General features: G+C 53.8%; 10 protein-coding genes. 1 reads left to right on the forward strand and 9 read right to left on the reverse strand.

The features are described from left to right. Nucleotides 1-3: 3 nt before the first annotated feature. From HUN04_13005 to HUN04_13030, 6 genes are read right to left on the reverse strand one after another with little or no spacing between them, the layout of a single operon-like run. Nucleotides 4-666: a response regulator transcription factor gene (locus HUN04_13005; protein WDP90560.1), complete on the reverse strand. Its 663-nt coding sequence runs from the start codon at nt 664-666 to the stop codon at nt 4-6. After that, on the reverse strand, nt 663-1,763 hold the full coding sequence (locus HUN04_13010; protein WDP90561.1) for an AAA family ATPase: 1,101 nt from the start codon (nt 1,761-1,763) through the stop codon (nt 663-665). The genes HUN04_13005 and HUN04_13010 overlap by 4 nt, the downstream gene beginning before the upstream one ends. Nucleotides 1,764-1,767: 4 nt before the next feature. Further along, complete coding sequence (locus HUN04_13015) at nt 1,768-2,568, reverse strand: AAA family ATPase (GenBank protein WDP90562.1); 801 nt, start codon at nt 2,566-2,568, stop codon at nt 1,768-1,770. A 25-nt stretch (nt 2,569-2,593) separates the two neighbouring features. Next, nucleotides 2,594-4,204: a chain-length determining protein gene (locus HUN04_13020; protein ID WDP90563.1), complete on the reverse strand. Its 1,611-nt coding sequence runs from the start codon at nt 4,202-4,204 to the stop codon at nt 2,594-2,596. Nucleotides 4,205-4,237: 33 nt separating this feature from the next. Further along, the gene (locus tag HUN04_13025) at nt 4,238-5,491 is read right to left on the reverse strand and encodes a hypothetical protein (GenBank protein ID WDP90564.1); all 1,254 of its coding nucleotides are present in this window, start codon (nt 5,489-5,491) and stop codon (nt 4,238-4,240) included. 9 nt (nt 5,492-5,500) lie between these two features. Further along, complete coding sequence (locus HUN04_13030) at nt 5,501-6,055, reverse strand: polysaccharide export protein (protein ID WDP90565.1); 555 nt, start codon at nt 6,053-6,055, stop codon at nt 5,501-5,503. A gap of 368 nt (nt 6,056-6,423) precedes the next feature. Between HUN04_13030 and HUN04_13035 the strand changes: the two genes are divergently transcribed. Next, complete coding sequence (locus HUN04_13035) at nt 6,424-7,524, forward strand: HAMP domain-containing protein (protein WDP90566.1); 1,101 nt, start codon at nt 6,424-6,426, stop codon at nt 7,522-7,524. Between the two features lie 42 nt (nt 7,525-7,566). Here HUN04_13035 and HUN04_13040 read toward each other — a convergent pair whose 3' ends face one another. From HUN04_13040 to HUN04_13050, 3 genes are all read right to left on the reverse strand, one after another. After that, a complete protein-coding gene (locus HUN04_13040; protein WDP90567.1) occupies nt 7,567-8,232 on the reverse strand; it encodes a response regulator in 666 nt (221 codons plus the stop codon). Further along, entirely contained in the window at nt 8,229-11,330 is a 3,102-nt protein-coding gene (locus HUN04_13045) for a transporter substrate-binding domain-containing protein (GenBank protein WDP90568.1), read from the reverse strand. The genes HUN04_13040 and HUN04_13045 overlap by 4 nt, the downstream gene beginning before the upstream one ends. A 122-nt stretch (nt 11,331-11,452) precedes the next feature. After that, nucleotides 11,453-12,208 carry an amino acid ABC transporter ATP-binding protein gene (locus tag HUN04_13050; GenBank protein WDP93282.1) on the reverse strand — a complete coding sequence of 252 codons (756 nt, stop codon included), beginning with the start codon at nt 12,206-12,208 and terminating at the stop codon, nt 11,453-11,455. Nucleotides 12,209-12,212 lie beyond the last annotated feature (4 nt).

The following is a 12,212-nucleotide window of genomic DNA, read 5'->3' on the forward strand; positions in this document are numbered from 1 at the left end:
TCTTTATCCTTCAACCTCGGACAGGTCAGTGAGCCCCTTTGAAAGGGCGTATTTGGTCAGTCCTGCAATGGAATGGATATTCAATTTCTTTTTCAGATTATTCCGGTGGACATCAACGGTTTTAGCGCTGATTTTCATACTCCGGGAAATGGTTTTGCTGGTATGGCCCTCGGCAATGAAGTGGAGCACCTCACGTTCCCGGGTGGACAGCAGGGAGAGGGAATCCTCGGTGGCATTTGTTCTGTTTTTGGCATACTCAAGGACAATATGGGTAATTTCCGAACTGAGGAAGGCGCTGCCGGATAAAATGGTCCGCAACCCGGAAAGCACCTCTTCAAAGGAAGAGGTCTTAAGAATATACCCGGCCGCCCCGGCATCCAGCATCCCCACCACATAGGGCTTGGCCGTGTGCATGGTCAGGGCAACAACTTTGGTATCCGGAAGCATTGCCGTAATCTGACGGGTGGCTTCAATGCCATTCATATCCGGCATGCTCACATCCATGAGAATCAGGTCCGGCCGGTGCATCTCTGCAAGCTTCAAGGCCTGCCTGCCGGTGCCCGCACGGCCCACAAGGGTAAATTCATCAAGGGATTCCAGGGAATGGCCCACCCCGTCCCGGACCACCTCATGGTCATCGACGATCAGCATTCTTATCGCACTCATTTGACAACCTCATTCAATGAAATGGGTATATCCGATACCGGCTCACGGCCGGGCCGGAGCCGGTCGTACTTTTCTTTAAGCTTTCCGTACCGGTATGCCAGGATCCTGTTTTTTTTCTTTTCTTCCGCGTACAGCCGTTTCATGGTGGAGACGAGTTCAAGTCTGTCGTCCAGCGTCCGGCGAAGGTCTTCCACTCTGTTTTCCAGGGCGGCGAGTCTCTCTTCAAAACCGGGGCGGCTGTCAATGCCGGCCCCGTCACCTGCCGAATCACGGTTCCCGGGGGTAAACATGCCCATCCCGCCCTTGTCTTCAATGACCTGATCCAGAAGCGCCGGCGTAAGAACACTTGCCCCTTCTGCATATCCATACACCAGCAGGCCGTCGCAGAGCAGGTTGACGGTGCGTGGAATCCCCCCGGAGACCTCAAAGAGCCGGTCATAAAGTGCCGGTAAAAAGAGGCCGGGGTCACCGCCGGCGGTCTGCATGCGGTGGACAATGTATCCCTGGGTTTCGTCACGGTCCATTGCGGAGAGATGGAAACTGGCCGCGATGCGCTGGGCAAATTGTTCCAACTCGGGGGAACGGATTTTATCCCTGAGATTGGGCTGGCCTACAAGGATGATCTGGAGCAGCAGCTCCTTATCGGTCTGTAGGTTGGACAGCATCCGGATCTCTTCAAGGGTATCGTTGGACAGATTCTGGGCTTCGTCAATGATGAGAAAAACCCGTCGCCCCTCTGCGAATTTTTCAATAAGGAATCCGTAAAGCAGCTCCAGCAGATCGGCTTTATTCTCCACTCCGCCATGGGGGATCTCGAATTCATTGAGGATCTGGCGCAGCAGGGTAAGGGCATCCACATTGGTATTGAACACCACCGCCGTTTCCGTTTCCGCTTCATTCTGGTTCAGCAGATGGCGGATCAGGGTGGTTTTGCCCATCCCCACCTCTCCGGTGAGCATGATGAAGCCCACCTTTTCTGAAAGTCCGTATTCCAGAAAGGTCAGTGCATTTTCATGCCTGGAGCTTAAAAAAAGATAATTAGGGTCGGGCACCAGATTAAAGGGCTTTTCCCTGAATCCGAAAAATTCAGTGTACATATAATCAGACTGTCTGTTTATTCAGTACAAATCCTAAAAATTTCTCCCTGGGCAACAAGGCCAAGGCGTTCCTGATGTCACGTTTTGAGGTTTTTCCCGCCTCAACCACCATGAGGATGCCGTCCATCAGGGGCGCCATGGATATGGCTTCCGAATGGCCCAGAACCGGAGGGGCATCAAAAAAAACATACCGGTCATCATACCGGGATCCCATCTCTTTGACAAGGGACTCCATCATTTCTGACGAGAGCAGCTCTGTGGAATCGGAAATGGTGCGGTTACCGGATATCAGGGTAAGTTTTTCCACCCCGGGCCAGACAATGAGATCCTTGATGGGCCGGTCATCCAGAAAGTAGTCAATGAGGCTGCCCCGGCTGTCAATGCCCAGATACCGGTGGATATCCTGCCCCTTGAAATCGCAGTCCACCAGCAGTACGGTCTGGTTCATGGCCCGGGCAAAGGTAAATCCCATGTTGATGCAGGTCACGGTTTTGCCCTCCCCTTTTGCGGGGCTGGTGACCATGATGGTATTCATGGGCCGCTGCCGGGACATGTTGGAAATCCGGGTTCTCAGTATTTTATACCGCTCCACCTCTGCGGGGTCCGGATTCAGGCAGACCCCCCTGTTTTTTTCCGCAATTGCCGGATCCAGCCGGCAGGTGGCGGAATCGGCATATGTCGGAGACTGCCACTGCCTGCTTGGCTGCCCGTTGGATGATTCGCTGGGGGCGGCCCCCATGTCCGCCTCCGGCGCCTGTTCGTCTCTTTGGGCCTTGGCCCTGTCCAATGCTTTTCTCAGTTTCATAGGTTATCCTCTAGTTTCCCGCCGTCTAGGACAGTTTTCGAACCAGTTTACTCCAGAATACATCCAGGTCCATGACATAGGTATCAAAGATAAAGACCAGGAGCACCAGGGCGGCGAGGGATGAGCCCAGCCAGATCATTCTTATCTTCATGGCCTTTACCCTGTCTTCCCGGGTGATGATGCAGGGAATGGTCGTCAACACCGGGAATCCGGTCACCCGCTCCAGGGTATCCGCATCCCTTACCGAATCATCGGAAAATTCTGTAATTGCGGCCATGCCGATGCCGGCGCCGATGCCCAGAACAAAGCCAATGAGCACAATGGCCAGACGGTTGGGCTTAAAGGGCTTTTCAGGCAGGGTGGCCGATTCGATGAGGGAAAAGCGTTCTCCCTTCTGCTGGGATTCCAGGGCATGGGCCACTTTGGCCTCCATCATCTTGGCCTGCATATCCTTATATTTAAGCATGAGGTTGTTGCGCTCGGTCACCATATCGTTGTAGACAGCTTCCACATCCGGGGTGGCGGCCAGGCGGCGCCGGTACTCTTCGGCCTTTTCATCCAGGTCCCTGATCCGGGTCTCCACGGAGTCGATATCGGATCTCAGGCCGGCCAGCCGTGATGAGAGGGTGACATAGGCGGGATTCCGCACCATATCTTTATCGTTTTCCAGGTCAGCCGCTCTTTCCTTGTCTTCCTTTTTCCGCTGTGCAATGGAAACAGCCAGTTCATTGATCTCACGCTGGAGCTTTTTCACATCCGGATAAAGGTCGGAAAATTTGGTTTTAAGGTTGATGAGTTCCATTTTCAGCATTTCCAGCCGTTTCTCATCATCCTCTTTCTGGTTGCGGGTGATCTCATCTTCAAGATTTACCGTGGTATTGGCAAGCTCCTCTTCCAGGGCTTCTTTTTTCTCTTTCAGCGCCCGCAGGTTTTCCTTTGCCTGTTCCGTATTCCGGTCAATGGCATTCAGGGCCTGCATGTTGACCTGGAAGAGTTCGGGCAGGGAATCGGAATTTTCTTTCTTAAAGGCCGCCAGCTTTGCCTCGGTCTCGTCCAGCTGAAGCTTGATTTTCTCCTTTTCTTTTCTTAAAAACTCATGGGTGGACGAGGCCTGGTCCGTTCTTTCCTTGAGGTCTTCTTTAAGGAAAAGGGTGACGATGCGGTCGGTGACCTGCTGGACCTTTTCCGGATGTTTCCCCTCATAGCTCAGTGTAAAGGCGATGGTGGCCGTGGCGGCCCTGCCCGAGCGTTTATCGGTGATTTCCACATTCACCGGGGTCAGGCTGATCTCCTCCCGCATCTTATCCAGAATCTCGTCTATGGTCAGTTTATCCCGGTCCTCCCGGTAGAGGTCGAACTGCCGGATCAGCTGCTGGAGCTGTTTGGAGGTCAGGGTCCGCTGCTTGATATTTTGCATCCGCTGTTCCGCATAGGAGGTCTGGGAAGACATGACGTATTCCGCAGGGATCTCCCGCTGCTCAATGAGCACGGTGGCCGTGGACTTGTAAATGGCCGGCAGCAGCCAGGCAGTGACTGCGGCAATGGCAACAATGAGAATAAAGGGAACAATCAGGGACCATTTTCTCCGTTTCAGGATATTGATATAGTCTTGAGGGGTTAAAACTTGTTCTTCCATGGCATTTCCTCAGGTTGGCAATTGATTTGGCAGTTAATGGAGTTCAAATTCCTTTTTCAGCTGGAGATATACCAGGCTGCGCTCGCTGACGGTGTCCGTCTCCCTGTCCTCCACCGATGTGAACCGGTAAATGCCGGAGAGGAAAAAATCCCGGGCCAGCCTGTACCGGAATCCCGGCTGGATATTAAAGGTGAGTTCGTCGGTATCTGCGGCCGTCCGGCGCTCATTTTGATTCCGGTAGCAGGAGGCGTTGAGGGAGAGGGAGAATTCATCGGTCACCTTCCGGTTGATCCGGCCGGACAAGGAGGTCCGCTGGACAGCGCCGGAGGTGCCGCTGCCCCCCCTGACATCCTGGGAGAGGGTCAGGTTCATGTCATAGTACAGCCCGTCATAATTGACGCCGGTGGACAATACCCCGCCGATGGTGTCATTTTCAGACTGGGTTCCCGGGGAATCCGACAGAACCGTTCCTGTGGACCTATGGACAAGCCTGGAACCAGGCTTTTCCGTAGTGCTGGTATAACTGGCCCCAACAAAACAGAACAGATTATACAATTCCGTGACATTATAGGAGAGTCCCGTTGAGAACTGGGCAATATCCGAAAGGTATTCCCGGTAGGTCACCTGGTCCACATTGGCAAAGACGCTTGATGCCCAGGCTTCAGACTCAGCAGCATAATGCATATAACTCAGATTAAAAACACCCGAGGTGTTTTCCAGCCATCGCGACAGATTCCGGGTATAGGAAAAATCCACCCCGATGGTATCATTGTCTTCATCGGAGTTTATCTCTTCGATGTCGCTGTGCCGGAAGCTTAAGGAGATATCCGCCTGATCCAGTTCCGAGAGCATATAATCCGATCCCGCCGACAGGGAATAGCTTTTACGGTCGCCGGAGAGGATGAGGCCCGTTGTATCGGCATCGGCGTCCCGCCGGGAATCTTTGGCGTACCGGGCCGAGGCCCGGGTACCCAAGCGCTCGGTGACCCGGTAGGAGGCACTTCCGTCTACCCGGTAGTCCAGGGCGTTGAGCCCGTCAAATTCCCAATACAGGAATTGGTTGGCTTCCGCATTGATCCGGGCGTCCAGCCGTTCCTCATCCTGTTTCACCTCCAGGCCGGAACGCAGGACGGTAACGGCATCGGATTTTTCATTGTTAGACGAAAAGAGGATATTATCCGAATATTCCTGCTTAATTCCCACATAGGGGGTGATGCTCAAGGGGTCACAAAAGGCGGATCCGGCCAGCACCGGTACCAGAAGTATGATGAAATAAAGCGCTTTCATCGGGGCCGCCTAACGCACCACAATGACATCCCCGCGCCGGAGCATAATATTCTGTTCCAGGTGCTCCCCCTCGGAAACGGCGTCATAATTAAAATCAAAAATAAGGGTCTCTTCACCCTTTTTCCTGAATACCTTGATCTCCTTTTCCCTGGCAAAGGGATTCAGGCCCCCGGCAATGGCAAGGGCCTGGAGCACGTCGACATTGTTGTTGATCTGGAAACGGCCGGGTTTGTTCACCTTTCCGATGACGTAGACAGACAGGCTTCCGGTCTGGGTCACGGCCACCGACAGCACCGGGTCGGGCACATATTTTTCCAACCGCGCCCTCAGGTTTTCTTCCAGCCAGGCCAGGGTCTGCTCCCCAACCTTGATCTCGCCGATCAATGGGAAACGAATGGTGTCATCGGGCAGGACAATCACCTGCCGGGTCAGATCGGGATTTTTCCAGACACTGATATCCAGAATATCGCCGGCGCCAATCTTATAGGGTTCCCCAAAGGCCGCAGGCACCCCCGTCAGAAAGACCATACAGACCACGGCCAGCAGCATTCTTTTTACGGACATCTCCATCGCATACTCCTTACATTGTTTTATGGTTTAAACCGGCATGGTGAAACTGAAGATACAAATAGCTCCGCACTGTCGGTCACACCATCAGGTTCACGGCAAACCGTTTCAAATCTTCCCAATTTTTATCAGCGTCTTTGCGTTACCTGCCAACGAACACGTTTTTGAAAGACAAAACCCGAATTCTGACAGTGATAGTCTCTATCCTATAAAAAGGCAAGGCCAGAATCGATTATTTATAGGTAGTTTATTGCGTTTTTGTGAGTTCTTTGCATGATTATGTTTTTTTTGGTGTTTAACTCATGGCAGAAAGCTGTTATTAGAAAATCGGCACCTATTTAAATAAGGAACGGGACAGGCATACGTTGAGTTGTAGATTATCCATCGCCGGCAAATTAAGTGCAACCTTCATGGTTGCAGCCCTGATTGTCTTGACGCCCCTTTTTATCCTGGTTAACCAGGCGCTGAAAGACCTGGGCGGAGGGACGATTTTTTCCCTGGTTTCAGGAGAATTTATTGTCTATGCCTGCCTGGCAATGGCCCTGGGCGCCCTGTGCATATATATTTCGGTGACAAGGGTTGTCCGCCACATCCGCCACCTTACCCGCATGACCCAAAAAATCACCGCAAAAAAATACAATTACCGGTCCAGGATAAAACGGGCCGATGAACTGGGCGATCTGGCCAGGGCCCTGGACAGGATGGCCCGGCAGCTGGGCCGGTACCAGGAGCAGGAAAAGGCATATATTGAAGACCTTGGCCGGCAGACCCTCCAGCTCAAGCAGCTCAACGAATACCTGGTTTATTTTGAAGAGTCAGAGCGGAAATCCATTGCATCGGAAATCCACGGCACCATTGCCCAGACCCTGGGCCTGGGGGTGTCGAGAATAAAAACCCTGATCGCCTCATGCGAAGATGAAACCGGATGTGAGGAATTGATCGAAGCCCGGGCATTTCTGGAAAATGGGGTAAAGGAAGTCAGGACCCTGATGTATGAACTGGCACCGCCCATTTTGGATGATTTCGACATTGATGTGGCCATTGAATTCCTCGTCGAGGAAATCAATGAAAGGAACGGGGCGCATTTTGATTTCACCAATGCCATCGGCGGCCCCATCTCTTTGAACAGGGCAGTAAAACTGACATTTTACAGGGCCGTAAAAACCATTATCAACAATATTCTGGAATATGCCCAGGATCCCCCCGCAGCCCGGCTGGAACTCTCGGCAATTGATGACCGGCTGTATATAAGGGTGGACGTTACCGGACTGAGGCTGGGCCTGAAACAGGCAACGGTTCCAGCCGGCGATATCTCAGGCCACCAGGACTTTTCAAAACGAATGGAACGGCTGGGAGGGGAGATCAAGGTATTGCCGGGGCCAAGGTCCGTCAACTGCAGCACCATCATCCTCACCGCCCCGGTGCTGACGGCTCCTGCCGAAGAATTCGGGAAGGATCAGGCCTAAAAGCAAATACATGGGGCCAAGGTTTCCCACCCTGTGTGGTGGCTATTTTTCCTTATTGGCTTTCATTTCCATATACCAGTCTTCATCTCCGTAAAGCTGATCCGCGCATTCGGGGCACATGCCGTGGCTCATGGAGGCCTCTGAATGGGTCTCAATATAGACTTCCAGGTGGTTCCAGTCCCCTTTATCGTCACGGATTTTTTTGCAGTTGCTGCATATGGGCAGAATCCCCTTAAGGGTTTTTATTTCCTCCATTGCCCGGATCAGCTCCCGGTTCATTTCGGCCAGGCGCCTGTTTTTCTCCTCAAGCTCTTGCTGGGACCGGTGGAGCAGAATATGGGTATGGACCCGGGAGAGCACCTCAGCCCGTTCAAAGGGCTTGGTGATATAGTCCACCCCGCCGGCCCGGAAGGCGCGCACCTTGTTTTCCGTATCATCCAGGGCGCTCAGGAAGATAACGGGCACCGCTTTGACCGGGGCCATCTCCTTGAGCCTTTTGCAGACAGTGAAACCGTCCGGCCCGTCCGGCATCATGATATCCAAAAGAATGAGGTCAGGGACCAGGGTTTCGGCCGCCTTCAGCGCGGTCCGGCCGTTGGTGATGGGGCGGACCTTGTACCCTTTGGCAGAAAGCATCTGCCTGAGCACGCTCAGATTATTGGGTTCATCATCCACGATCATGATATTGACAGGCTCGGTGGTATTCATTCCTCTTGCTCCTGCTGGTGGAAAAGTGCCTGGAGGGTTTCAAACCGGTAGACTTCTGCACAGGCCGACAGCCGCCGGCCCAGGTCCGGGGCAATGGCAGAAATTTTATCAATGGCCGCCAGGGTCATTTCATAGTCAAATGAAAATACGGCCTGCTTCAATTGGCCGGCAATGTCCCGGGGAATCGCGTCCAGGAGTTCCGGTCCCCAGGGGGCATTATCCGGGGTTTCCCGGAGCGGCGGCTCCGGCGCTCCATCTTCAGGGCAGATAAACGCCGCCCCCAGGTGTTGGGTCATTTTGTCCAGCACCTCATGCCGGTCCACGGGCTTGCTGACAAAATCGTTGCACCCCGCTTCCATGGCGGCCAGGCGGTCCTCTTCAAAGGCCGATGCGGAAATGCCGATGATTTTGATGCCCTTGTCTACTCTTTTCCGGATTTTCCGGGTGGCCTCCAGTCCGTCCATCCCCTCCATCTGGATGTCCATCCATACCAGGTGGGGCGCCCGCTCGCGGATCATCTCCAGGGCGGCTTCAGCGCTGGCGGCACTCCGGACCGAGAAACCGGCCCGCTCCAGAATGGCGGTCAAAATCATACGATTATTGTCTGCATCATCCACCACCAGCACCCGGTATCGCTGCTGACCCGGCGCCAGTTGGAGATAAGGGGCGGTGCGGAAGTTATCCCGCCTTTGATCTCCCGGCCCTGGGGGGCTCTCGTGGCTGGAGGTTTCTATGGAAAAAGAAAAACTTGATCCGCTGTCTCGGCTGCTGTCAAGGGCGATGGTTCCCCCCATCATCTTTACCAGGGTCTGGCAGATGGACAGCCCGAGACCGCTGCCGCCGGCAGCCGCCTGGCTGGCATGGCCGGCCTGCACAAAGGGCTCAAAAATTCTGTCCCGATATTCCGGGGCGATCCCCCTGCCTGTATCGCTGACCGTAAAGTGCAGGCGGCAGTGGCCGGGACTGGCAGGGGATTCTGCCGGCGCAACGGTGACGATAACACCGCCTTTGCCTGTATTTTTTATGCCATTGACAATAAGATTGACCAGGACCTGGCGCAGCCGGGCCTTGTCCGCCCGGATACCTCCCGGCAGGCCAGGGGAAAGGCGAAATTTCAGATACAGCCCCTTTTCATTGGCCATGGCCTTGAGCATATCGTCGATATGGGACATAAAATCCTTAAGGTTGAATACCGACAATTTGAGTACGATCCGCCCGGCTTCAATCTTCGACATGTCCAATATATCGCTGATTAAAGAAAGCAGGTGCTCGCCGCTGGTGTTTATGATTCTCAGATTTTCCTTCTGGGTCCGGTCCAGCCCCCGGTCATCGGCCATGATCTGGGAAAAGCCTAAAATGGCATTGAGCGGCGTCCTGAGCTCATGGCTCATATTTGCCAAAAAGGTGCTTTTAGCCCTGTTGGCGGCTTCCGCCTGGTCCCTGGCTGATTTTAAGTCTTTGGCCATCCGCCTCAACCGGCGGTTCCAATAGAGCACCAGCAGCACAAAAACAATGCCGACACTGCCGATTTTCCACACGATGGAATAATCCGGCTGGTATTCAAAGGTGACGCTGGACCATTTGCTGTATATGGCGTTCTCTTCTTCAACGGTGATGCCGGCCAGGGCCTTTTGAAGCAGGTCCCGCAGCACCGCATTGGCGCGGCTGCATCCCAGGGCGACCTCAACCCGATATTGGGTTTCTCCCGAGACTTTCAAGGTTGTAAACCCCTCACGCCCGATGACGTGCCCCACGGCGGCCAGACTTCCGGCAAAGGCAAACGCCTCCCTGCCCGCCACGGCCAGCAGGCCGTCCTTTACACTGTCAACTTCCCGAATCCGGATGCCGGGGTGGGAAAATGCAAACTGCTTATGGAAGGTCCTTCCTTTTACCACGGCGATGGTCCTGTCCCTCAGCAGTGCCGGGCTGCTGACGTAGGGCACATCATCCCGGGTCACGATCACGATGGGGAAACTTAAGTAAACATTGGAAAATATCAGCCCATGGCTTTCCCTTTCGGAGGGTGAAATGGCTGAAATAAAATCAATCTGCCCCTTTCCGAGCCCCCCTGGTTCGCCGGCACCGCCGGTTGAGGCAACAGGCTCTATCTTCACGCCCAGCTTACGGCTGATGATCCCCATGTAATCCGCTGCCATGCCGCTCATTCGCCCGTTCTTATCCAAATAGGAAACAGGCGGCCGTTTCGGATCAAAGGACACCCGCAATACCGGGTGGGATGCAAGATAGGAACGCTCCGCTTCGTTCAGCACCAATATGCCGGCCTGTTTGCTGAATTCCAGCCACTTTATGTGAAGAACCTGTTTTTCGGTCTGGGTGATGGCATCCATGCCCCGCTGGATGATCTGTAAAAGAATGGGCCAGTCTTTTCTGATGCCGATATAAAGCAGCGGGGATTCCACCCTCCCGCCGAGATCTGTTTCACCCGCAATTTTTAAATCCTGTACCAGGTGCTGTTTAATGACATAATTGGTCTCGGCCATGGAGCCCAGATAGGCATCGGCCCTGCCGTAGGAAACAAGCCTCAATCCTTCCACGGCACTGCCCACTTCATTGACAATGATATCCGGATAATATTTTTTTACCTGCTCCGTGCTGGCAAACCCCTTAATGCCCGTCAGGATACGGCCGTTAAGGCTGTCAATGCCGCCGACATCATGATTATCCCGACGGGTGACCAGGATATAGGGGGTATCCATATAGGGGGTGGTAAAATGGAAATGTTTTTTCCTCTCTTCCGTCTTCCAGATGGCCGGGAAAACATCCAGCCGGCGTGCCCTGCCCATATCCAATAAGTCATCCCAGCTGTATCCGTTGACATAGGTCAGTTTCAATCCGGTTTTACCGGCGATGATATTGAGCAGGTCAATGGAATACCCCATTGCGGTATTGTTTTCAGCAAAATCAAAGGGTGTCCAGTCCATTTCATTGGCCACCCGGATGGTTGGATGTGCTTTTATGAACGCCTTTTCAGCTTCGGTGAGCAGGATTTGGCCGGCAGTACCCGGAACGGGACAAAGGCACAGAAGGGCTGTTATAATGATAAAGAGTCCAAGACGCCTTGTTGTGTGGGGCTGCATGGATTGCATTCTCCTCCGTTCCGGCTGTTACAGGGGGTATCATCTCACCTTGGGGTGAAAACTGCAACCCGGTACAGGGCGAATGCATGCAAAAATATAGCAGAGGCTGAACAGAGCGCCTGCTATAATATATTACTGATGAAATCCGCGATTCTCTGATTTTTAAGGCAGTCCCCGAAAAATTCAGCCGGCGGCGCCTGGGCGACAAAGGCGCCATTTTCCATGAAAATCACCTGGTCGGCCACCTCCCGGGCAAATCCCATCTGGTGGGTGACGATGATCATGGTCATGCCCTCCCCGGCCAGGGATTTGATGGTATTGAACACTTCCCCGACAAGCTCGGGGTCCAGGGCAGAGGTGGGCTCGTCAAAGAGCATGATCTCAGGCTTCATGGCCAGGGCCCGGGCAATGGCCACCCGCTGCTGCTGCCCCCCGGACAGGGTGGCAGGGAAGACACCGGCCTTTTCCGACAGCCCCACCTTTTCAAGCATGGCCAGGGCAGTGTTTCTGGCCGCTTCCTTTTTGTGGCGGAGCACGGTGAGCGGCCCCTCCATCACATTTTCCAGCACCGTCATATGGGGGAAGAGATTGAAATTCTGGAAGACCATGCCGATTTCGGACCGCAGCGCACAGATATTTTTGGGATGGTCAGGGACCAGCTTGCCTTTTTTTTCCACATAGCCAACGGACCGGCCCTTGAAAATTATCTTGCCCGAATCAATCTGCTCCAGAATGTTCACCGAGCGCAGCAGGGTTGATTTGCCGGAGCCCGACGGGCCCACAATCACAATTTTCTCCCCCCTGCGCACCGAAAGGTTCACCTTGTCCACGGCCAGGGTGTCGCCGAAGCGCTTGGTCAGGTTTTCAAGCTTTAGAATGCAG

This window comes from Desulfobacter sp. (genome assembly GCA_028768525.1).
GTDB lineage: Bacteria > Desulfobacterota > Desulfobacteria > Desulfobacterales > Desulfobacteraceae > Desulfobacter.